Annotated in this window: 19 protein-coding genes; 9 read left to right on the top strand and 10 right to left on the bottom strand. The window is 59.4% G+C overall.

Annotation, left to right across the window (positions count from 1 at the left end; all coding sequences use genetic code 11):
• Positions 1 to 90: 90 nt before the first annotated feature.
• Entirely contained in the window at positions 91 to 1,914 is a 1,824-nt protein-coding gene (gene nadN / locus JIF53_RS17505) for an NAD nucleotidase (RefSeq protein WP_199453664.1), read from the bottom strand.
• 22 nt (positions 1,915 to 1,936) lie between these two features.
• On the bottom strand, positions 1,937 to 4,411 hold the full coding sequence (locus tag JIF53_RS17510) for an ExeM/NucH family extracellular endonuclease (protein ID WP_228285617.1): 2,475 nt from the start codon (positions 4,409 to 4,411) through the stop codon (positions 1,937 to 1,939).
• Positions 4,412 to 4,596: 185 nt separating this feature from the next.
• Between JIF53_RS17510 and JIF53_RS17515 the strand changes: the two genes are divergently transcribed.
• From JIF53_RS17515 to JIF53_RS17525, 3 genes are all read left to right on the top strand, one after another.
• A complete protein-coding gene (locus tag JIF53_RS17515; protein ID WP_041654477.1) occupies positions 4,597 to 5,145 on the top strand; it encodes a glutathione peroxidase in 549 nt (182 codons plus the stop codon).
• A gap of 93 nt (positions 5,146 to 5,238) precedes the next feature.
• Positions 5,239 to 6,420, top strand: coding sequence for a mechanosensitive ion channel family protein (locus tag JIF53_RS17520; protein WP_199453668.1), 1,182 nt, complete (start codon positions 5,239 to 5,241; stop codon positions 6,418 to 6,420).
• Positions 6,413 to 7,171, top strand: coding sequence for a putative 4-mercaptohistidine N1-methyltransferase (locus JIF53_RS17525; RefSeq protein WP_014420283.1), 759 nt, complete (start codon positions 6,413 to 6,415; stop codon positions 7,169 to 7,171). Before JIF53_RS17520 ends, JIF53_RS17525 begins: the two co-directional genes overlap by 8 nt.
• A 115-nt stretch (positions 7,172 to 7,286) precedes the next feature.
• Here JIF53_RS17525 and JIF53_RS17530 read toward each other — a convergent pair whose 3' ends face one another.
• Positions 7,287 to 8,072, bottom strand: coding sequence for an FCD domain-containing protein (locus JIF53_RS17530; RefSeq protein ID WP_199453670.1), 786 nt, complete (start codon positions 8,070 to 8,072; stop codon positions 7,287 to 7,289).
• Positions 8,073 to 8,292: 220 nt separating this feature from the next.
• Here JIF53_RS17530 and JIF53_RS17535 point away from each other — a divergent pair, with 220 nt between their 5' ends.
• The 4 genes from JIF53_RS17535 to JIF53_RS17550 all read left to right on the top strand — a co-directional run bounded on the left by JIF53_RS17535 (position 8,293) and on the right by JIF53_RS17550 (position 12,985).
• Positions 8,293 to 9,984 (top strand): L-lactate permease, encoded by a 1,692-nt coding sequence (locus JIF53_RS17535; RefSeq protein WP_199453738.1) that lies wholly within the window; start codon positions 8,293 to 8,295, stop codon positions 9,982 to 9,984.
• A 63-nt stretch (positions 9,985 to 10,047) separates the two neighbouring features.
• Positions 10,048 to 10,875, top strand: coding sequence for a (Fe-S)-binding protein (locus JIF53_RS17540; protein ID WP_199453672.1), 828 nt, complete (start codon positions 10,048 to 10,050; stop codon positions 10,873 to 10,875).
• Entirely contained in the window at positions 10,872 to 12,314 is a 1,443-nt protein-coding gene (locus JIF53_RS17545) for a LutB/LldF family L-lactate oxidation iron-sulfur protein (protein ID WP_199453679.1), read from the top strand. The genes JIF53_RS17540 and JIF53_RS17545 overlap by 4 nt, the downstream gene beginning before the upstream one ends.
• Positions 12,314 to 12,985, top strand: coding sequence for a LutC/YkgG family protein (locus JIF53_RS17550; RefSeq protein ID WP_199453681.1), 672 nt, complete (start codon positions 12,314 to 12,316; stop codon positions 12,983 to 12,985). The genes JIF53_RS17545 and JIF53_RS17550 overlap by 1 nt, the downstream gene beginning before the upstream one ends.
• Here JIF53_RS17550 and JIF53_RS17555 read toward each other — a convergent pair whose 3' ends face one another.
• The 6 genes from JIF53_RS17555 to JIF53_RS17580 form a co-directional block, all read right to left on the bottom strand.
• Positions 12,986 to 14,383 carry an NAD(P)(+) transhydrogenase (Re/Si-specific) subunit beta gene (locus tag JIF53_RS17555; protein WP_153739847.1) on the bottom strand — a complete coding sequence of 466 codons (1,398 nt, stop codon included), beginning with the start codon at positions 14,381 to 14,383 and terminating at the stop codon, positions 12,986 to 12,988. It abuts the gene before it with no gap.
• Positions 14,384 to 14,385: 2 nt separating this feature from the next.
• Positions 14,386 to 14,673 (bottom strand): NAD(P) transhydrogenase subunit alpha, encoded by a 288-nt coding sequence (locus tag JIF53_RS17560; protein WP_011783921.1) that lies wholly within the window; start codon positions 14,671 to 14,673, stop codon positions 14,386 to 14,388.
• Entirely contained in the window at positions 14,673 to 15,830 is a 1,158-nt protein-coding gene (locus JIF53_RS17565; protein ID WP_014420290.1) for a Re/Si-specific NAD(P)(+) transhydrogenase subunit alpha, read from the bottom strand. Before JIF53_RS17565 ends, JIF53_RS17560 begins: the two co-directional genes overlap by 1 nt.
• A complete protein-coding gene (gene mqo, locus JIF53_RS17570) occupies positions 15,827 to 17,341 on the bottom strand; it encodes a malate dehydrogenase (quinone) (RefSeq protein WP_199453683.1) in 1,515 nt (504 codons plus the stop codon). Before mqo ends, JIF53_RS17565 begins: the two co-directional genes overlap by 4 nt.
• 106 nt (positions 17,342 to 17,447) lie before the next feature.
• Positions 17,448 to 18,185, bottom strand: a complete 738-nt coding sequence (gene nfsA / locus JIF53_RS17575) for an oxygen-insensitive NADPH nitroreductase (RefSeq protein ID WP_153739849.1) — start codon at positions 18,183 to 18,185, stop codon at positions 17,448 to 17,450.
• A gap of 162 nt (positions 18,186 to 18,347) precedes the next feature.
• Positions 18,348 to 19,397, bottom strand: a complete 1,050-nt coding sequence (locus JIF53_RS17580) for a cytochrome-c peroxidase (RefSeq protein WP_153739850.1) — start codon at positions 19,395 to 19,397, stop codon at positions 18,348 to 18,350.
• Between the two features lie 246 nt (positions 19,398 to 19,643).
• On the opposite strand from JIF53_RS17580, the gene JIF53_RS17585 reads away from it, so the two are divergent.
• The gene (locus JIF53_RS17585; RefSeq protein WP_153739851.1) at positions 19,644 to 20,204 is read left to right on the top strand and encodes a rhodanese-like domain-containing protein; all 561 of its coding nucleotides are present in this window, start codon (positions 19,644 to 19,646) and stop codon (positions 20,202 to 20,204) included.
• A 62-nt stretch (positions 20,205 to 20,266) separates the two neighbouring features.
• Here JIF53_RS17585 and JIF53_RS17590 read toward each other — a convergent pair whose 3' ends face one another.
• A complete protein-coding gene (locus tag JIF53_RS17590) occupies positions 20,267 to 20,728 on the bottom strand; it encodes a hypothetical protein (RefSeq protein ID WP_153739852.1) in 462 nt (153 codons plus the stop codon).
• A gap of 243 nt (positions 20,729 to 20,971) precedes the next feature.
• On the opposite strand from JIF53_RS17590, the gene JIF53_RS17595 reads away from it, so the two are divergent.
• Complete coding sequence (locus JIF53_RS17595) at positions 20,972 to 22,234, top strand: NAD(P)/FAD-dependent oxidoreductase (RefSeq protein ID WP_199453685.1); 1,263 nt, start codon at positions 20,972 to 20,974, stop codon at positions 22,232 to 22,234.
• Positions 22,235 to 22,238 lie beyond the last annotated feature (4 nt).

Here is a 22,238-nt window from a genome sequence, read left to right on the forward strand (position 1 = left end):
TCACAATGACGCCAGCGGACGGTTTCTTCAAGGGTAATGACAGGAGGGGCAGGAGCATCCGTTAGTGCCGGATGCTCCTGCAAGCACTCGTTACGGTGCTGGCGTGTACATCTGAGTGGAGTACTCGCCCTGGACGGGCTTGCTGAGGGTTACCTCTTCCTTGACGTAATCGACGAAGGATTGGGCATAGTCCAGAAAGGTATCCGTGGCTCGGCCATCCTCGCTGACGGTTCCGAAGGTCAGGTAGCCGTCACGGCCAGCCGCGGTGAAGCTGTTGGTGACGACGTTCAGGGTTTCAGCGTCGGTCAGAGCGCGCCAGGTGGTTTCACTCCGGGGCCGAACTTCGATGTCGTAAAGGCGTTCGCCAGCAGGCCTGGTCATGTCGACGGTCCAGCGCAGACCGGCGGCATAGGGGTAGGCACCCGTGGAGCCGCCTTCAACGTGGGCGAAATCCACTGCTTCATTCAGCACCTGTCTGATTTCTGCTCCGGTCATGGGCAGATCGGTAAGGGTATTGGCAAACGGCAGCAGGTTGTAGGCATCACCAATGGTGATATCGCCGGCCAGAATGTCGGTGCGAACGCCGCCGGCGTTCTGGATCGAAACATCGGCATTCTTGCTCTGGAACAGGAAGGCCTGAGCCACCAGGTTCGGGATATCCCCCCCACGGTTCGGGTCTTCGTTGGCGCAGGTGTCATCGCCGTATGGCCGGCCGGGAATTCGGGCCAGGCACAGGTCCTCGGATGCGGTACCGATGACCTGATTGCGGAAGCTGTCCAACTGGTTGGCGTACGTGGCCAGGGTTTGAGCGCCGGTCGGGTCGTCCGTCACAAGGCTGAGTTGCGGGTCCGCCTCGATGGCTGCCCGAATGGCGGCCAGTTCCTCGCCTTGGGGTTGGTAGCCATCGTCGGTGCCGTCATCACGGATGATGGGGTTGCCCAGGAGCAGGTGTGGCGTTCCGGAGCAGGAGGAAACAGTGCCATTGTTCTCCCAGGTCACGCTCAGTTCACCCAGCACACGCGAATACTGCCAGGCCTGGGCCACGCACACTTTGTCGCCGTCGGCATTGGTCACTTCGGTGGGGTAGGGGCCGGAGGCACTCAGGCCGTAGGCGTCAAAGTTGCCAAGCAGGGTGTGGGAATCTCCGCCGATAATGACATCCACTCCAGACAGGCGCTCGGCCAGTGCCAGATCGTTGGCATACTGGTAGTGGGTCAGCAGGATGATCTTGTCGATGCCCTGGTCGTTCAGCTCATCAATCATGGCCTGGGCGGTTTCGGTTTCGTCCAGAAACTCAGTGCTTGCCAGCGGGCTTGAGCTGTTGCGGGTTTTGGTGGCGATGTCGATGCCGATGATGGCCACCTGCTGGCCATCAATGTTCTTGATGGTGTACGGCTGGATGTAATCGTCCTGGGCCACCGGGGCCAAAGGGGTGCCGATGGCCGGTTTGACGTTGGCCGCGAGAACCGTCGTGTTACAGCTGCCTGCCGCCAGGTAGTCGAGGAATTTCACCAGCCCTTCGTCACCACGATCAAACTCGTGATTGCCCAGTGCAAAGGCATCAAAACAAACCTGGTTCATCAGCTCGGCATCGGCCTCACCTTCGAAGGAGGTGAAGTACAGGGTGCCGGTCATGGCATCTCCGGCATGCAGTTTCAGCACGTTGTCCAGTTCGGCGGTTCGTTCGTTGATCTTGGCGATCACCCGGGGGAAGCCGCCGGCGCTGAATTCGGTTTCTTCACCAGCGATATCCAGGGACTGTGAGCCCGCTTCCAGATGGGAGTGGTGGTCGTTGATATGCAAGATGTTAACGGTAAAGCGCTCGGTTTCCGTGGCGGGCGCGTCGTCGTTATCACTGTTACAGCCGGTCAGGGCAATCAGCGGGATTGCCAGCCAGAGTCCTTGCCGAATCATTACTCTATCTCCGTTGTGGGGGTTAGCGGCTGGTCAGCACGCGAATCAGGGCGATCAGGTCGTAATGGTTAATGCGCCCGTCACCGTCAATGTCGTAAGCCGGAGCTGTGGCTTTGCCGAACAGCATCGCCAGCACCAGGCGGGACAGGTCCCGGCCGTTAACGCGGCCATCGCCGTTCAGGTCGGCGCGGTCTGCGGGGGTTCTGGTATCGAGATTCAGGGCAACGATCACAGGGTCATGGTCAGAGGCCCGGTAAGCGTCCGGTGCGTAGAAGCTGGCCTGCTGCTCCGGCGTCTTGAACTCGGTGTTGTAGTCCAGGGCTCGGGGCTCATCGGCATTGATCGGCCAGACGGTGGTATCGGCAATTTTGCCGGCCAGGGCGGTATTGGCCAGAGCGTGGTCCAGGTAGCCTGCCTGGCCATAGAACACGTAGGAATACGCCTGCTCGCCAACGTAGGCCGCCAGTAAATCGGTATAGCCGGCACTGGCCAGGGCGCGAATGGGGTCTTCTTTCGCGTAGGCGTTGAGATCGCCGATGATTAACACATCCGGTTCGCCGGTTCCGGTGGCATCGTCTGCCAGCCAGGATGCCAGCGCCTGGGCGGCCTGGGTCCGTACTGGATTCCAGCAGCCCTGACCATCGTTCTGGTCAGCGTTGCTGCCTTCGGCACTGCCGCAGCCTTTGGACTTGAAGTGGTTGACGGCAATGGTGACGCCATCGTCTGAATCCTTCAGCCGAAAGGTCTGTGCCAGGGGCTGGCGGTTCAACTGATCAAAAGGAGCCGCGCTCAGAGTGGCGGCGGTGCCAACGATCTCGACACGGTCGGCGCGATACAGCAGGCCAACGGCAATGTCATCATTGCCCAGTTGTGCCAGGCCGGGATCGACCCACTGCCATTCGGAACCCAGGGCCCCGGCAAGTTCGGCAATGGCACTGGTCTGGCCGTAGCCGTCATTCTCGATTTCCATCAGGCCGATGATGTCGGCATCAAGGGCGACCAGGGCACTGACCAGCTTCTCGGTCTGGCGGGCCAGTTCTTCCGGGTTGTCTGCGCCCCGCGCCGTCGGGAATCCGCCACCCATGCCGTCACCGTTGAAGAAGTTCAGCACGTTGAAAGAAGCCACCACCAGGTTACCGCGATCCTCAAGGCCGGGCTCGGTTACACGTGCATTTGCCTGGCTGAAGGACGGGCTCGCGGTCGGCTGCAGACGCCATTCCGAAAAACGGTAGTCGAGAACGCCGGCAAGATCCTGAACGGTGTCGCCAGCGCGCACGGTCTGGCTGGCGCTCAGTTGCGGTGTCGGGTAGGGCACGATGGCCGGGTTCTGGCGGTTACTGGCGTCGTCCAGGATAATCCGGTCCAGCGCATTCAGATCAGCCACCAGTGCGGCATCCGCTCCGGGCTCAGCGATACTGGTGGGGATAAAGTGGCGACCGCTCCCGAGGGTCAGGCTGCCGTAACGGCCCAGGTCGTAGTTGTCGTTCACCACAAGAGGCGCGCTGAATTGTACCCGCATGGCTTCAAAGGCTTCCGGAGCAGTGGCATCGGCCCAGGGCAGGGAGATCTGCGCCGCCGGTGGAAGCTCCGCATTACCACAGTTTTCGGTACCGCTCAGGTTGGTCAATTCGGTCAGGCCGTCGTATTCGGTCACTTCACCGGCAAGCCGCAGGCGCTGGCCGGGCTCGGCGTTCAGAGTTGGCGCATAGACAAACAGGCCTTCGGAGGTTGCAGGGTTGTCGTCGCGGTCTGAGGCTTCTTCCTCCACAAAGACGCCGCCAAGGCCATCGTTGGTGTTGAAGGCGGCCGTAACTACGGCTTCGATCACCACGTGCTGGCCGGCAACCGGGCTGATATCGCCTTCGCCCTGAATGTCCGAAATGCGGGTGGCGGGAGCACCACAGGTCAGATCCGGCGCAGTCGGTGGCTGGTCCGGGTTATCGTCATCGTTGCCGGCGACGCCGAGATCGTCGAAGCTGTTCTGGGGAAAGCCGTCAAAGACTGTGGCCGGGTCGTAATCATCGTAGGCATCGGTATCGGCCAGGGTGCCTGCACGGCGGCGCAGAGTGCGATCCTGAGTGCGGGTATCCCCGGAGCCCCAGTAGCTGCCGGGGTCTGTGCCGACCTGGCCGATACTGTCGGCAACCGTGCCGCCGTTCAGGAGCAGGACAGCGTCATCACCGTTGAACAGCCCGGCTCCGGTGGTTTGATCCGCCACAGCGAGAATGGCCGGGTCAGCAGCGCTATGCGCGAAAACGAAGTTGCTGCCCGGAGCAATCGAACCCTCCAGGTTGAAGGTTTGCCCGGGGGTGGCGCTGCCGTTGAAGAAAACCTGCAGCTCCCAGGGAGCAAGATCCACCACCGCATTGCCGGTGTTGAGCAGTTCAATGGCTTTGTTGTTGCTGGAGCCTTCGACATACTCGCTGATGACCAGCGATGCCTGTGTTGTCGATGCCAGAAGGCCGCCGATGGCGGCTGCCAGCAGCGTTGGTTTCATCGTCATGGTACTGTCCTTGTTTCGGTTATGTTGTGTGTTTTGACACCACAATCTGACCGTGCTGTGTGACGATGACATGAGAGTTTTGTGAAGGATGCTTTGCCGGTTTGTGTCAATGTGGACAACGCGCCTGAGCAGTTTGGTAATCCAGTGCGTATACAGGGGATCTGTCGACAGGAGGGCCGATGATGCGTTGGACAGTCTTGAAGTGTGTGAGTGTGCTTTTACTGCTAGGGTTGACGGTGCCTGCCGTTGCCCGGGATTGCCCGGATTTCCTGGACCACGAGCAGCGCAAGCTGCACTCCCGGGATTCGGTGAATCTGTGCGAGGTGGCTGCTGGCAAGCCGATGCTGGTGGTGAACACAGCCAGCCGTTGTGGTTATACCGGTCAGTTTGAAGGCCTGGAGGCCCTGCACCAGCGGTACAAGGATCGGGGGCTGACGGTCGTGGGATTTGCCAGTGATGACTTCCGGCAAGAGGCGGATTCCGAAGAAGAAGCCGCGAAGGTCTGTTTTGTGAACTTTGGTGTGAGTTTTACCATGATCGCGCCGAGCGCAGTGACCGGTGAGCAGGCCAATCCGGTGTTTCAGGAAATCAATCGCCAGAGCCAGCCGCCAAGCTGGAACTTCACCAAGTATGTGATCGATCGTGAGGGTAAGGTGGCAGCCCGTTTCCCGAGCCAGGTGCGTCCCGAAGATGCCCGGTTGATTCAGGCCCTGGAATCGGTTCTGTAATCCCCGGCCGGTTTGCGGATAGCAGTCTATTCTGAAGGCAAAGGTTGTTCACCGCTCCGGGTGTAGTATGCAGTGTTTGGAAAAGGATGCCCTATGGCAGAAGCCCTGTTTGAATCCGTACGAAGCCAGATAGCACAGAATCTCTCGGCTACCCTGGACGCTCTCGCGGGCGGACAGACCGATTGGGTGGCCCTGGCCGGGCATGTTCTCAGTCAACTGCTGATTTCGGTGATCTACCTCGGCATTCTGTTGCTGGTCTATGCCATTCTGATCAGCCTGGTACGCCTTGTCGTCGGCAGCCGACGCAGCTCGAAGCCCTGGTTTGGTCAGTTGCGCACTGGCATCCGTTATCTGTTCGGGCTGGGCGGATTGCTGGTGATTATGGCGCAATTCGAGGCCTCGCCGGAGCTGTTGAAGGGCATGGCCAGGGCGGGCCTGATGGCGTTGGGCTTTTTTGTGGGCTGGCTGGCGATTGGTCGTCTGCTGCGGGAGACGATGAATCGCTACCGTCTGGAACCCTCTATCCGCCAATTGGTCGAGAATCTGTTCTCGGTGCTCACCGTTACCTTCGCGGCCGTTACGGTGCTGTCCCAGTTCGGTTTCGATGTGGTCTCCATCGTCGCGGGTCTGGGGATCGTGGGGATTGCCGTCGGGTTTGCGGCCCAGTCCACGCTGTCGAACTTTATTGCGGGTATTACGTTGCTGATTGAGCGCCCCTTCCGGATTGGCGATTGGGTCACCATCAACGGCCAGGATGGTAAGGTGGTGAAGATCGCCCTGCGGACCACCTGGCTGCGTACCCGGGACAATATCTTTACCATGATCCCGAACGATAACGTGGCGTCCTCGGAGATCATCAATTACAGCGCCGAAGGGGCGACGCGCCTGAACATTCCAGTTGGCATTGCCTACAAGGAGTCTGCCAGGGCAGCGCGGGACGTGATAATGCCGGTTCTGCTGGCGCACTCTGAAGTCTTGCAGGGGTCGGGTATGGAGCCGCGAGTGGTGGTCAAGACCCTGGGCAACTCTTCAGTCGATCTGGAGGTCAAGATCTGGATTACACCGGACAATCTGGAGGTTCAGCCCAGAATTATGGCTGATGTGCTTGAGAAGATTAAAGAGGCCCTGGACGAAGCGGACATTGAAATACCTTTCCCGCACCTGCAACTGTTCATAGATGATGCCAAAGGGCTTGCGCCGTTGGTACAACCGTTTTACCCAAGGTCGACGGAACAAGGGAAAGGCCTGTCGGCGCCAGGAGACAATCATGAATGAGCCGTCCGGCTACTACGAAAGCAACACCACCCTGGCCCAGTATCTGGAGTTTCACTTCGGTGAAAGCTGGCATGGTGAAGCCAACTTCGCGAAAGAACTGGCCGATGCCGCGCTTGGAGCGCTGGATGGCCGCGCCACCTGCCGGGCGTTGGATATCGGTTGTGCGGTAGGACGTACCTCGCTGGAGCTGGCCCGCCAGTTTGACCATGTCGATGGGGTCGATTATTCGGAAACCTTTATCGGCAAATGCCGTGAGGTGGTGCGGGAGGGGGTTGCGCGGTATGCGCGGCCCGAAGAGGGCGAGCTGGTCAGCTACCAGGAGCGGTCACTGGCAGCCCTGGGTCTGACTGAGGCTGCCCGCCGCGTGGCGTTCCATCAGGGCGATGCCTGCAATCTCGGCGCTGATTACCGGGACTACGATCTGGTGCTGGCCGGCAACCTGATTGACCGTCTCTACAACCCATGCCTGTTTCTGGAACAGATCCATGAGCGTATCAATGCGCTGGGGCTGCTGGTGATTGCTTCACCCTATACCTGGCTGGAGGAGTACACGCCCAGGCAGGACTGGCTCGGTGGTTTCCTGAAAGACGGTGAGCCATTCACCACCCTGGATGGGCTCAAGGCGGCGTTATCCCCCCGTTTCCGCTTGCTGGCAGAGCCCCGGAGCCTGCCCTTCGTGATCCGGGAGACCCGCAACAAGTTCCAGCACAGTTTTTCGGAGCTCACAATCTGGGAGAAGTTGCCGGATTAGCGTGCCCTGTCACACAAGCGTCATCTCTTCCGGTTAGTGTGAAGGCTCATCAGGACGACATGCATTGTGTTGATGCATCGTGTGATTGCTTATGCCGGGGCTTGCCCCGGCTTTTTTATGGAGCCCGGTGTTCGCCGCTCCCTTCCCTTCTCAACGCCCGTTCACTCCGTCGCGCGGTTTCGCTGCGTTCCGATATGGTTTGCTGCACAAACTGTATGTGTTCCCCGGCGATGGCCCTGGCGTCTTCTTCCCGGCCTTCAACGATGGCGTTATACAGCTTCTGGTGCTGGTCCATCAGGCCCTGGCGGGTCTGAACCTCGCGGGAGTACATGCCACCGATGTTGGTGACAATGTTGTTCTTGAGCATGCTGAACAGGTTGCGCATGGTGTGCAGCAGCACCACGTTGTGACTGGCTTCAGCAATAGCCATGTGGAAGCGGGCATCGGCAGCCCCTTCTTCTTCCAGATTGTGGGCAGTGGAATTCTGGTAGCAGGCGTGGAGCTCTTCCCAGGCTTTGCCCAGCCGTGCCAGATCCACTTCCGTGGCGCGCAGGGCCGCGTAGAAGGCACAGTCGCCCTCCAGTGTGCGACGGAACTCGAGCAAATCCCGGTGTGCTTCCGGGTGCTTTTCCAGTAGCGGGATGAGTGGGTCGCTGAAGCTGCTTCCCAGATTCTCCGCCACATAATTGCCGCCGCCCTGGCGGCTTTTCAGCAGGCCTTTGGCCGCCAGGCGCTGCACGGCTTCTCTGAGTGACGGGCGGGATACGCCGAATTGCTCCGCCAGTACCCGTTCCGGCGGCAGGCGCTGCCCCGGCTCCAGGGTTCCTTCCAGAATCATGGTCTCCAGCTGCTCGACAATGGTGTCGGCCAGCCGCTTGGGAGCAATCTGATTGATGGGCATGATGCCTCACTTGTGTGTCTAAAAATTGGTCATACCAATAAATCTTACCTGCGTCTACGCTTGTTTTTACAACAAAACTTCAAGGCAATACGACTAATGTATGAGTGGGCGGTTTTGACACCACAAGGCCTGCTCAAATAACGTACTCGGCACAGGTTTGTAAATTGGTAATACCAATTATCCAAAAACAGAATCCAACAACAAGACCCTGGAGAACATGATGTCGTCCGGATTGCTCGCCCTATTGGCGTTTACGCCCATTCTCCTGGCTGGAGTGCTGCTGATTGGCATGCGTTGGCCCGCCCGCCATGCCATGCCCGTGGTATTTCTGGTCACCGCGCTGATCGGCTACGGCGCCTGGGATATGACCCTGAACCGTATCCTCGCCTCCACCCTGCAAGGGCTGGTGATTACGATTGGCCTGCTGTGGATAATCTTCGGCGCGATATTGCTGCTGAACACCCTGAAACATTCCGGTGCCATCACCACGATTCGGGCTGGCTTTACCAACATCACCCCGGATCGCCGTATTCAGGCCATCATCATTGTCTGGCTGTTCGGCAGCTTTATTGAAGGTGCGTCTGGCTTCGGTACACCGGCGGCCATCGCCGCGCCCTTGCTGGTTGCGGTGGGCTTTCCTGCCATGGCCGCGGTCATGCTGGGCATGATGGTGCAGAGCACGCCGGTATCCTTTGGTGCCGTGGGCACCCCGATTGTGGTGGGGGTGACAACGGGGCTGGATCGGGCCAGCATTACCGAGCGACTGGAAGCCCTGGGCTCCAACTGGGATACCTACCTGCAGCTGATCACCTCGGAAGTGGCCATCACCCACGCCATTGTCGGTGTTGTTATGCCGGTACTGATGGTGACGATGATGACCCGCTTCTTCGGCAAGAACAAAAGCTGGAAAGAGGGGCTGGAGGTTCTGCCGTTTGCGTTGTTTGCCGGCATCGCGTTTGTCGTGCCCTACGCCCTGACCGGGGTGATCCTGGGGCCGGAATTCCCGTCTCTGCTGGGCGGCCTGATTGGCCTGGCGATTGTGACCACCGCCGCCAAAAAAGGCTTCCTGATTCCGAAACGCACCTGGGATTTTGCCGACAGCAAAGACTGGCCCAGTGAGTGGTTGGGCAGTATCGAGATGAAGCTGGAAGACATCGCTGCCAAGCCGATGAGTGGTTTCCGGGCCTGGGTGCCCTACGTGTTGGTTGGCGTGGTACTGGTTCTGAGCCGCACCGTTGAGCCGATCAAACAAGCCTTCACCAGCGTTGGCGTGTCGTTTTCCAATATCCTGGGCGAGGCCGGCATCAACGCCGGTATCCAGCCACTGTATCTTCCGGGCGGTATTCTGGTAATGGTGGTGCTGGCGACCTTCTTCATCCACCGGATGAACCTGAAAGCGCTGAATTCGGCGGTGAAAGAATCCGGTGGCGTGCTGCTGAGTGCCGGTTTCGTGCTGCTGTTCACCGTGCCCATGGTGCGGATACTGATCAACTCCGGCGTGAACCTGTCGGATCTGCCCAGCATGCCGCTGGCCATGGCCACCTGGGCTGCCGATGCCGTAGGCGGCATATACCCGCTGCTGGCCCCCTCCGTGGGTGCACTCGGTGCGTTCCTGGCCGGCTCCAATACCGTCTCCAACATGATGTTCAGCCAGTTCCAGTTTGGCGTTGCCGAGAGCCTTGGTCTGTCCACCGCCCTGATGGTAGCCGTGCAGGCCGTGGGTGCTGCGGCAGGCAATATGGTGGCCATCCATAATGTGGTGGCGGCGTCTGCAACGGTCGGGTTGCTGGGCCGGGAAGGCCAGACACTGCGCAAGACGGTTTGGCCGACCCTATACTACCTGGTGATGACCGGTTCGATTGCGCTTCTGGCCGCCTACGGCCTGGGGCTGACGGACCCGCTGCTGAACTGATAACACTGGGATAACCACAACGGGTGGCCGGCTGCTGGCCGGACCGCCCGGAGGCAATGACTGATGAGTGAGCTGTTTTACGACGCCGCCCCCAATGCTACCCGCGTGGCTCCAGAGCGCTCCAGGCCACGAACGTATCCGGCCAAGCCGGCCGAGGTCATTTTGTTCGGCACCTGCGTGGTGGATTTGTTCTTTCCCGAGGCCGGGCTGGATGCTATCCGCCTGCTGGAACGGGAGGGTATTCGCGTGCACTTTCCACAGGAACAATCCTGCTGCGGCCAGTCGGCCTGGACCTCCGGCTACGTGAACGAGGCCCGGGAGGTGGCACGGGCACAGCTCAACCTGCTCGACAACGGCTTGCCGGTGGTGGTGCCCTCCGGCTCATGTGCCGGCATGTTCCGGCAGCATTACCGGGAAGTGTTTGCGGAAGAACCCGATACCCTGAAACGTGTGGATAACCTGGCCGAGCGTACTTTTGAACTGACCGAGTTTCTGCTGCACGTATGCAAGGTGGACTGGCAGGATCTCGGCCAGCCCACGCAGATTGCCCTGCACACGTCCTGTTCCGCCCGTCGGGAAATGAACACCCACCTGCACGCCCGGGAGTTGCTGGGCAAGCTGGCGAACGTCGAGCGGCTGGATCACGACCACGAAAGTGAATGTTGCGGCTTTGGCGGCACCTTCTCGGTGCGCATGCCGGAAGTTTCCGGCGCCATGGTGCTGGATAAAACCCGCTCGCTGCGGGAATCCGGGGCGGTGGAAATGGTGACCGCCGATGGTGGCTGCCTGCTCAACATCAACGGCTCCCTGGAAAAACAGCAACAAGCTTTCCGGGGCCGGCATCTGGCCAGTTTTCTGTGGGAGCGGGTGAGCGGAGAGGTGAAACCATGAGCCAGCGTATACCGGTCAAAGAACTCACCGACAGCTTCCGTGGCCGCGCGGTGGGCGCCCTGGCCGACGACCAGCTGCGCACCAACTTCCGCGTCGCCATGGATTCGCTGATGCAGAAGCGCGCCGATGCTTTTCCGGACGAGGAAGAGCGTGAAGGACTGCGGGAACTCGGCAACCACATCAAGGCTCGGGCGCTGTCCCGGTTGCCGGATTTGCTTGAACAACTGGAAACCAGGCTGACCGCCAACGGTGTCAAGGTCCACTGGGCGGAGACTACCGAAGAGGCCAACCGGATTGTCCACTCCATCATTGAGGCGAAGCAGGGCTCTCAGGTGGTGAAGGGCAAATCCATGGTCAGCGAAGAAATGGAAATGAACGACTACCTGGCCGAACGCCACATCGAGTGCCTGGAGTCGGACATGGGCGAGTATATCGTCCAATTGGATGGTGAAAAGCCCTCCCACATCATCATGCCCGCGATTCACAAGAACCGCTTTCAGGTCTCCAGACTGTTCCACGACAAACTGGGCGTGGATGAGACCGAGGATGTGAACGAACTGATCCAGATTGGTCGCCGCACCCTGCGCCAGAAATTCCTTGAAGCGGATGTCGGGGTCTCCGGCGTGAACTTCGCCATTGCCGAAACCGGTACCTTGCTGCTGGTGGAAAACGAAGGCAATGGCCGCATGAGCACCACGGCGCCACCGGTGCACATTGCTGTTACCGGTATCGAAAAAGTGGTGGAGAACCTGAGGGACGTGGTGCCTCTGTTGTCGCTGCTCACCCGCTCCGCATTGGGCCAGCCGATCACCACTTACGTGAACATGATTTCCGGCCCGCGCAAGGCGGATGAGCTGGATGGTCCGGAAGAAGTGCATCTGGTGCTGCTGGACAATGGCCGCAGCGGCGCTTTCGCCGATGCCCAACTGCGCCAGACGTTGAACTGTATCCGCTGCGGTGCGTGCATGAACCACTGCCCGGTCTATACCCGTGTGGGTGGCCACACCTATGGTGAAGTGTATCCGGGGCCGATCGGCAAGATTATTACGCCGCATATGGTTGGCCTGCACAAGGTACCGGATCATCCCAGCGCGTCCTCATTGTGTGGCGCCTGTGGCGAAGTGTGTCCGGTGAAGATTCCGATCCCGGAAATGCTGCAGCGCTTGCGTCAGGAAAACGTGAAAAGCCCCGCCGAACAGCCGAAAGTTAAAGATGGCGGCGCCAAGTATTCCCGCAAGGAGCGGGCAATCTGGCGCTTCTGGGCCAGCCTGAATACGTCGCCGGTGTTTTACCGCCTGTTCCTATGGGGCGCGACCCGTTTTGGCAAACTGGCACCGAAAAACGTCGGCCCATGGACCGAGAATCACTCGGCGCCGATACCGGCCCGGCGGTCTTTGCACGATTTGGCCAAAGCTCATTTGAATCAGGGAGACCGGTGATGAGTGCCCGCAGCAATATTCTCAACAAGCTCCGTGCCGGTCTGGCCGGCACCACGCCCCGGCCGGATGATTTCGATGAGGGCCTGGTGACTCGCCCCTGGCAGTATGCGCCGGAGGACCGGATTACCCGTCTGCGCTCTCTGATGGAAGCGGTGCACACCGAAATCCACCAGCTGGCCACCGAGCAATGGCCCTCAAAGGTTCAGGAATTGCTGGAGAGCCGCGGCCTGAAGAATGTGCTTTATGCCCCGGGTACCGGGCACGGCAAGCAGCTGGCGGAGCACTGGCAGCGTGCGGAGCCCAGACCGGAGCTGTTGGTCTATGACCGTCCGATTGAGGAATGGAAGGAGGAGCTGTTCTGGCAGGTGGATGCCAGCGTGACGGGCACGGTGGGCGGGATTGCTGCCACCGGTTCACTGGTACTGTGGCCGGATCGTCACGAGCCGCGGCTGATGAGTCTTCTGCCGCCGTTGCATATCGCGTTGCTCAAGGCCAGTGAGGTGGAAGACAACCTGTATGGGATGATGCAGAAGCACAACTGGTCCGCGGGTCTGCCCACGAACCTGTTGCTGGTATCTGGTCCGTCCAAGACGGCGGACATCGAGCAGGTGCTTGCCTATGGGGCCCATGGCCCCAAGGAGCTGGTGGTCCTCATCCTTGAGGACGGCTGATCAGAGTTCCTTGATCGCGCTGGTGGTGGCTTGCAGGACTTCCTTGGCGTCGCCCTTCACCATCAGGCTGTTGTCGCGAATGAACAGACCGTTGGGAATGCCGGCGAAGCCAGCGGACAGGCTGCGCTTGACCACCACCACGGTTTTCGCCTTGTGCACATCGAGGATCGGCATGCCAAAAATGGGCGAGTTCGGGTCTTCGGCGGCGGCCGGGTTTACCACGTCGTTGGCGCCGAGCACGATGGCTACATCCGCCTGCGGCAGTTCCGGGTTAATGGCGTCCATGTCTTTCAACTGGTCATAAGGGATTTCAGCTTCGGCCAGCAGCACGTTCATGTGCCCTGGCATCCGGCCTGCCACCGGATGAATCGCGTAACTGACCTTGGCACCACGGCCCTCAAGCTGGTTGGCGAGTTCTTTCACCGCATGCTGGGCTTGAGCCACCGCCAGGCCGTATCCGGGCACCATGACCACCTTGCGGGCACCATCCAGCAACAGGGCCAGATCGTCAGGGGTGGCGTATTTCACCTTGCCATCGTAGAACTCCCCTTCATCCTGCTGGCTCGCCGTACTGTCTGATCCGCCCAGTACACCGCCGAACAGAACGTTGGGCAGGGACCGGTTCATGGCCTTGCACATGATGGCGGTCAGAATCAGGCCGGAGGCACCCACCAGGGAACCGGTAATGATCAACCCCTGGTTGCCCAGCACGAACCCGGTGGCCGCACCCGCCAGGCCGGAATAGGCGTTAAGCAGGGCGACGACGACCGGCATGTCGGCACCACCGATAGGCTGGACCAGTCCAATGCCAAGTAGCAGGCAGAGCCCTACGAGGGCCGCGAGGGCCAGCGGGCTGGTGCTGCCGCTGGTGGCAAACAGCACCGCTCCGGTCACGGCGGCAATCAGAGTAACCAGCGTGACACTGTGCCACAGGCGATTGTTCCGGCTGTCGCCAATATTCCCCTTGAGTTTCAGAACGGCTACGACCGACCCGGTCAGGGTCACTGAGCCGATGACGATGGAGGCCAGAATAGCGGCGGTCCAGCCACTACTTCCGGCACCGGTGGCGTTAACCGCATGCATCCAGGTACTGGCGGCCACCGCAACGGAGGCGCCCCCGCCGATACCGTTCAGGCTCGCCACCAGTTCCGGCATTTCCGTGGTTGCGGTCCGTTTTGCGAGCCAGACGCCGATCGAGCCGCCCAGCAGCATACCAGCGATGATGGCCGCGTAGCTGATGATTTCCTGGTGCAACAGGGCGGCGACGACCGCAATCAGCATCCCGATGGCGGCCAGCTGGTTGCCACGTACCGCTGTTTTTGGGCGGGTCATGCCCTTGATGCCGAGAATGAAGCAGACAGCAGCTGCAAGGTAAGACAGATTGATCAATGCAAACATGGTTATCCCTTCCGCTTGAACATATTCAGCATGCGATCCGTCACCAGAAAGCCAGCTACGATATTGATGCTGGCCAGGGTGACAGCGATAAAGCCCAGAACGCCGGCGACATTAGGCGACAGCTCTGTGCTGCCCGCACTGATGATCGCGCCGACGATTACGATGCCGGAGATGGCATTGGTGCCGCTCATCAACGGGGTATGAAGGGTGGGCGGAACCTTGTTGATCAGTTCTACCCCGACGAACAATGCCAGAATGAAAATGGTAAAGCTGAGTGCAAACAGTTCCATCAGTCCGTGTCCTTTTGGGTTGAAGTTTGCGGAGTGTCTCGAGTCTCGGCGTTGTGGCGGACGCTGCCGTGCTGGACCACCAGTGTGGCCGCAACAATCTCGTCCTCCAGCTTGGGTACCACACGACCGTCTTCGGTCATGTTGAGCAAAAAGGCGGTAATGTTGCGGGTGAGCAGCTGGGACGCGTGCACCGGTACGCGGGAGGGGTGGTTGGCATGGCCGACCAGGGTAACGCCGTCCACATCCACCTTCTGGTTCAGAACGGTGCCTTCCACGTTACCTCCTTTGTCGGCCGCCAGATCCACGATGACCGAGCCGCTCTTCATTCGGTGAATCATTTCCTGGTCAATCAGTTTGGGAGCCGGTTTTCCGGGTACCGCCGCCGTGGTGATTACCAGGTCGGCGCGGGCGACGCAGTCTGCCAGTTGCTGTCGTTGGGCGGTGTAGAACGCCTCGCTCTGCGCCTTGGCATAACCGCTGTCTCCGGTGGTATCGGATTCAGGCACTTCGATTTCAATGAAATCGGCGCCCAGGCTCTCCACCTGCTCTTTCACCTCAGGGCGAAGATCGTAGGCCTCGACCACTGCGCCCAGACGGCGGGCGGTGGCAATGGCCATCAGACCTGCAACACCGGCGCCAATGACCAGTACCCGGGCCGGATGAATGGTGCCGGCGGCGGTCATCAGCATGGGGAAGTAACGGGGCAGGGCCATAGCGCCACTGAGGACGGCGCGGTAGCCGCTGATGCCCGCCATGGCACTCAACACGTCCATGGACTGGGCGCGGGTGGTTCTGGGCACCAGGTCCAGGGCAAATGCCTGTACGTTTTGCCCGGCGAGCTGTTCCAGCAAAGGCTGGTTGAACCAGGGATCGAGCAGGCAGATCAGGGTGGCGTCTTGCTGAATCAGTCGCGCTTCCTCTGAGGAGGGCGCCCGAACCTTGAGGATGACTGTGGCCTGACGATATAAGGCGTCGGCATCGTCGGCGATGATGGCCCCGGCGTGGCGATAGTCGTCATCGGTGAAATGGGCGGCACTGCCAGCGCCACTCTCGACCACCACCTCGTAGCCGGCCTCCAGCAGGGTGGAAACTCCGGATGGGATAATGGCCACACGGTTTTCACCGTCTTGTCGTTCTCTGGGAATCCCTATCATCATGCGTACAGGCTCCGTTCAGTTTGAGTTTGTTCTGCCCCGGTGTTCAGTCCCAGGGTGTTAAGGGTGTAGCGGCGGACATCGGCTAGCAGTTGGCGGTTGGCCTGAAGCGATTGACCGTAGCTCGGAATCAGCGATTGCAGGGTTTGCAGCGGTTGGCCCTGAATCAGTTCCGGGAAACAACGTTCTATAACCTCCAGCATTGCGGAGACGCAGGTGGAGGCGCCCGGTGAAGCGCCCAGCAGGGCTGCCAGGGATCGGTCCTCAGTGCTCAAAACCTCGGTGCCGAATTCCAGACTGCCCCGGCCCGAGGCCGTTGGCTTGATAACCTGAACACGCTGCCCGGCCCGCACCAATTGCCACTGAGCCGGATCCGGGTCCTCCATAAAGCGCGCCAGTTCGCCGAGGCGGGCCGATTTGGGGCTGAGAGCTTCTTTGATCAGGTATCGGGTCAGCGGCCAGTTGTGCACGCCAACGTCGATCAGCGGCCGCAGGTTGTGGCTGCGAACTGAGCGGATCAGGTCCGATCGATCGCCGCTTTTGAGGAAGCGGGTGGTAAAGCCAGCGAAGGGGCCGAAGAGCAGCGCCGCCTTGCCATTGATAAACCGGGTGTCCAGGTGGGGCACCGACATGGGTGGGGCGCCAACCGGTGCCTGGCTATAGACCTTGGCGTTGTGTGACAGGGCCATGTCTTCGTTATCGCAGGCCAGCCACAGGCCGGATACCGGGAACCCCCCGTAGCCGCGAATTTCCGGAATACCGGTCTTCTGCAGCAATGACAGGGCCGCTCCGCCCGCGCCAATGAACAGAAAACGGCTGGTAATGCTGCGTTTCTCGCCGCTGCCCAGGTGATGCAGGCTCACGCGCCAGCCGCCGGCTTCGCGCTTGATATCGGTTACCTGGCACTGGAGCTGAATATCACAGGCGTGCTGGGCCAGGGAGCGCCCCAGCAGGCGCGTCAGTGCGCCAAAATTGACGTCACTGCCGTGGGCGACGCGGGTAGCTGCGACCGGCTCAAAGGCTTGCCGGGTACCGTGGATAAGCGGGAGCCAGCGAGCGAGGGTGTCTGGCTGATCGCTGAACTCCATCTCCTGAAACAGCGGTTGGCCCTCGAGGGCTCTGTGGCGGGTTTTCAGAAATTCACAGGCCCTGGCACCCTCAACCCAGCTCAGATGTGGCACCCGGCGAATGAAGTTGGCCGGTGCGGGCAGGAGCCCCTTCTCAACCAGGCTGCTCCAGTACTGAAGTGAGAGCTCGAAGCGCTCGTTGATGGCGAGCGCCCGCTCTACGGAAACGCTGCCATCGGGGTTGGCGGGGGTGTAGTTGAGTTCGCAATAACCGGCGTGACCGGTGCCGGCGTTGTTCCAGGCGTCCGAGCTTTCTCCGGCCAGCTCCTGACCCTGTTCGACCAGGGTGATCGACCGGGAGCTGTCCAGTTGCTGAATCAGAGAGGCCAGCGTGACGCTCATAACGCCGCCGCCAATCAGAAGAATATCGGTATCGAAGCCCGCCATGGGTATGCCCCTTTCAGTAGCAAACGAACAAAGGGGGCATACTTTAGTCTAAGGCGGTTGCCGCAAGAATCGTATTTACTGAGGCAAATACATCGAAAAAATCGATCTATTTAGTGCCGAAGCCGCGACCATTCAGGAATGCTTTTATGTGCGGGCGCAGTTTTGAGGTAAACAGTGGCTTCAGCTGTTCGGACCAGGTGGTGTCCTTGTTGCTGCTGCTTCTGGCCTGGTAATACTGATTCATGGTCTGGTCGAAACGGGTCACCAGTGCGGTGTCATCGGCATCGGTGTAGGCGTCTTCTTTCAGAATCGCGGAAAGTGGCAGCCGGGGCTTAACTTCCGGGTTCTGATCGGGGTAGCCGAGGCACATGCCAAATACCGGGTAGACATGTTCCGGCAGTTTCAGAATCTCGCTCACGTCCTGCGGGTTGTTACGAATACCTCCGATGTAACACAGTCCCAGTCCCTCGGATTCCGCGGCAATGGCGACATTCTGTGCCATCAGGGCGGTGTCGATGGTGGCAACCAGCAGTTGCTCGGTCATACCTCGTATCACCTCGGCACCGGCCCGCTCAGCGGCTTCGGTCGCCCGTTTCATATCGGCACAGAAGACCAGGAAGTCGGAACTGTTGGCGACATAGGGTTGGCCGCCGGCCAGTTCGGCGATCTTACGGCGGTTCTCCGGGTTGACCACATGGATGATGGAGTAGGCCTGAACGTGATTGGAGGTGGCGGCACTCTGGCCGGCACGAATCAGCTCTTCGAACAACTCCCGTGGGATCTGCTGGTCCTTGAACTTGCGGATAGAGCGGTGGGATTTCAGAAGTTCAATGGTCGGATTCATAGCCTCTAGCCTGTCTCTAAGAAAGAAAACAGACGATAGCTTGCTCATCAGCAACCGCACAAGCGGACAAAGGTGGGTAGTTGTCCGGATAGTATGACCAACCTCAACAAAAAAGGCGCGCCGGGAAAGCGCGCCTTCGAGGGTGAATGCAGAGCCCGTGACTTACGGGATCATGTCCACGGGCTTGGGCGTATTGACGGTGCTTGGTGGCAGTACCGGATAGGTTACTTCCGGAACATTGCCGGTCAGGGTCTTGAGGAAGGCGACAATGGATTTCACTTCATCATCGTTCAGCTCGGTGCCCAGCTGGGCCGTACCCATCACCGCAACGGCTTCTTCCAGGCTCCAGACGGCGCCAGAGTGGAAATAGGGCGCGGTCAGCTCGATGTTACGCAGCGGAGAGGCGCGGAACACATACTCGTCAGACGCGGTTTCGGTGACAGAGAAGCGGCCTTTATCGCCCTCTGGCAGGATCTCGGCACCCGGCTTGGCAACCAGCCCGAATGGATGGTAGCTCTGACCGCCGAGGTTCACACCGCTGTGGCAGGCGGTACAGCCGCGGTCCATGAACAGCGCCAGACCTTCTTTCTCACTCTCGTTCAGCGCGGAGGTGTCGCCGCGCAGATATTTGTCGAAAGGTGCTTCCGGGGTGATCAGTGTTGCTTCATAGGCTTCAATGGCAACAGCCATATTGTCGAAGGTGACTGGATTTTCCTGGCCCGGGAATGCGTCCTCAAAGCGCTCGATGTACTCCGGCATACTCTTCAGGGTAGCCACCACCCGGTCCGGCGTACTGCTCATCTCGACACCCGCCTGTACAGGCCCTTTGGCCTGTTCGGCCAGGTCGGCGGCACGGCCATCCCAGAACTGGGCTGCGTTAAATACGGCGTTGAACACAGTCGGCGAGTTCCGTGGACCCTTCTGCCAGCCATGGCCGATAGAGGTAGGGAGCTCGTCATCACCGCCCAGTCCCACGTTGTGGCAGGTGTTGCAGCTGATCAGATGGCTGGAAGACAGGCGCGGTTCAAAGAACAGCATCTTGCCCAGTTCAACCTTGGCCTGAGTGAGTTCATTGCCATCAATCACCGGTGGGTATTTGGGAATGGGCTCGAACATGCTGTTGGCCCGCTCCATCAGGTTGTCCGCCATGGCGGAGCCTGCTGCCACGCCCAGGCTCAGGGTGAGTGCTTTTGCCAGTGGATGCTTGATCATGTCGCTTTCTCCTTTGAGAACAACTTGGTATCCATCTGGTTCCAACGTAACAGAGTGGCAGCGCGGTTCATCGCAAAAACGCGAGAGTTGGTTCTGAGCTTGACGTTCATCAAGTTTGATTCCGGTCTGCAATTTCTGGATCTTTCTGCGGCATTTCGTCGCGCAGAAAAGCCGTGCTCTCCCGTTTTCATTTAGGTTATAAAGTTATACTCAGAAGAAATTTAAAAGTAGGCAGGAGTACGCGTTATGAAACCGATTGTTGTGTCTGTGCTTTTCTTTTTGACGGTTGCCATGTCAGCCCAAGCGGAAGATGCACTGTCTGTGACTCCGGAGCAGACCTGGGACGCGGTTCAGGAGCAAGGTGACCATCTGCTGTTCATTGATGTCCGGGATCCGGTGGAAATCATGTTCATCGGCTTTACCGATGCGGTGGACCGAAACATTCCGTTCCAGCTGGTGGATCGTACGCGCTGGAACGATGAGAAAGGTGTCTTCGCCATGGATATCAACGAGGATTTTGTTGCCCAGGTTGATGCCGCGCTGAAGGAAAAGGGACTGACGCGGGATTCCCTGATCATCACCATGTGCCGCTCCGGTTCCGCCCGCGGCAAGCCCAGTGCTGATTACCTTCTGGAACGTGGCTTTACCAACGTGAAGTACATCGACAACGGCTTCCAGGGCAGTACTGTGAAGGACGGCGAAAAGAAAGGATTCCGTGTGCAAAACGGCTGGCAGAATTCTGGCCTGCCCTGGTCGACCAAGGCCAACCCCGAGAAAATCTATCGTTTCCCGGCATCAGGGACCTGACCAACACGGCTGTCAGCCTGGAGCGGCCACTCCGCTCCAGGACAGAAATTCAATCACTTCAGTCAAAAAGTAAAAACCCTCGTCTTGCGATCCAGCATCTGGTTCGCCATCGACGGTGGGGTTGCAACGCCGACACCCTCCATCAAATCTTCTTTGCTGTGTTCGCTGTTGGGCAGGTACAGCGCACACACATTCACCGTACCACCGGCTTTCATCAAACCGCGCAACATCTGGCCCGGGGTGACGTTTTTCGGTGCCAGGGGCTTGGCCTCATAAGTTTTCAGGGCCAGGGCGCCGGCTTCGTCGCATAGAAGCACATTCACCTTGGCACCTTTCTGGGCCATGGTGTTGGACAGCACCATCGCCATACCCTGGGTTTGCGGGGAGTCGCTGGAAAGAATCACCAGAACCTCGTCTACGGTGTTTTCTTTACTGCCGTTGTTCGCCTTTTGATTCTCCGCAACGGCTGTCAGTGGAGCCGCGAACAACAGCGACAGTACAAAAGTCTTGATGGCATTCGTCATTGGGTCACTCCTGAGTTTTGATGGTTCACATGCCAATCCTAGACGCGGGGCTATTGGAGCTTCAGTGACAATGTCACTGTTCTGTCTGTCACCGGGCTCTTCTCCACCCTGCGCGCTATGAGACAGGAAGACCTTGCGCGGCGATATATTCCTTTATGATATAACGATATATCTAAAATGGTGTTAGGATTTGATATGTATCAAGATGAAATGCCGTGCAAATAAACACAAGAGGGTAGAGGCATGAACAGCAGAACAGAACCGGCGGGGGCCGATCGGCACCACAGCGTTGTTATCGTTGGTGGCGGCGCTGCCGGTATCTCGGTGGCGTCCAGCCTGCACAAACGGGACCGCCGTCTGGATATCGCGATCCTGGAACCATCCGCGACCCATCACTATCAACCAGGCTGGACCATGGTCGGTGGCGGCGTTTTTCAGCCGGAGGTTACCTCCCGGCCCATGTCACAGGTGATGCCGGGTTTTGTCTCCTGGTATCAGCAGGCGGTTTCGGGCGTAATGCCGGAGCAGAATCAGGTAAGGCTGGCGGACGGTTCGAGTATTTCCTATCAGGCACTGGTGCTGGCGCCGGGGCTGGAGCTGAACTGGTCTGCCATTGATGGCCTGGAATCCGCGCTTGGGGACAATGGTGTGACGTCCAACTACCGTCAAGGTATGGCGCAATACACCTGGCAAACGGTACAGGCCCTGAAAAAGGGAAGGGCCCTGTTCAGCCAGCCACCCATGCCCATCAAATGTGCCGGGGCGCCGCAGAAAGCGATGTATCTGTCTTCCGACCATTGGCGCAGAAACGGAGTTCTTGGCCAGCTCGATATTCAGTTTCATAATGCCGGAGCGGTTCTGTTCGGTGTACCGGCTTATGTCCCGGCACTTCAGGAATACATTGATAAATACGGTATTCAGGTCAACTTTCAGAGCAATCTGGTGGCGGTCAACGGCCCCGCCCGCAAAGCCACGTTCCGGCTTACGGACGCTGAAGGTAACAGCCAGGATCGGGAACTGGATTTTGATATGCTGCACGCGGTGCCGCCCCAGCGAGCGCCCGGTTTCATCCGCGAGTCCGTTCTGGCCAATGACGGTGGCTGGCTGAATCTGGCGGACGATACGCTCCAACACAAAACCGTTGCCAATATATTCGGACTTGGCGACGTGAGCGGCACCGGTAATGCCAAAACCGCCGCAGCCGTTCGGAAGCAGGCGCCGGTCGTGGCGGAAAACCTTATTGCAAGTTTACGGAATCAGCCCCTGCCTGCGGCTTACCTCGGGTACGGCTCCTGCCCGTTGACGGTAGAGAACGGCCGTATCGTGCTGGCGGAATTTGGCTATAACGGCGTGCTTCAGCCCAGTTTCCCGCAGTGGGTGAATGATGGCACCAAAGCCACACGCGCTGCCTGGTGGCTCAAGGCCAAGCAGCTGCCCACTTTGTACTGGCACGGTATGCTCAAAGGGCGTGAGTGGTTGGCGAAGCCTGAAGTCCGGGAGGGCTAGGCGC

This window comes from Marinobacter sp. bablab_jr008, from assembly GCF_016464145.1.
In the GTDB taxonomy this organism is placed as follows: domain Bacteria; phylum Pseudomonadota; class Gammaproteobacteria; order Pseudomonadales; family Oleiphilaceae; genus Marinobacter; species Marinobacter nauticus.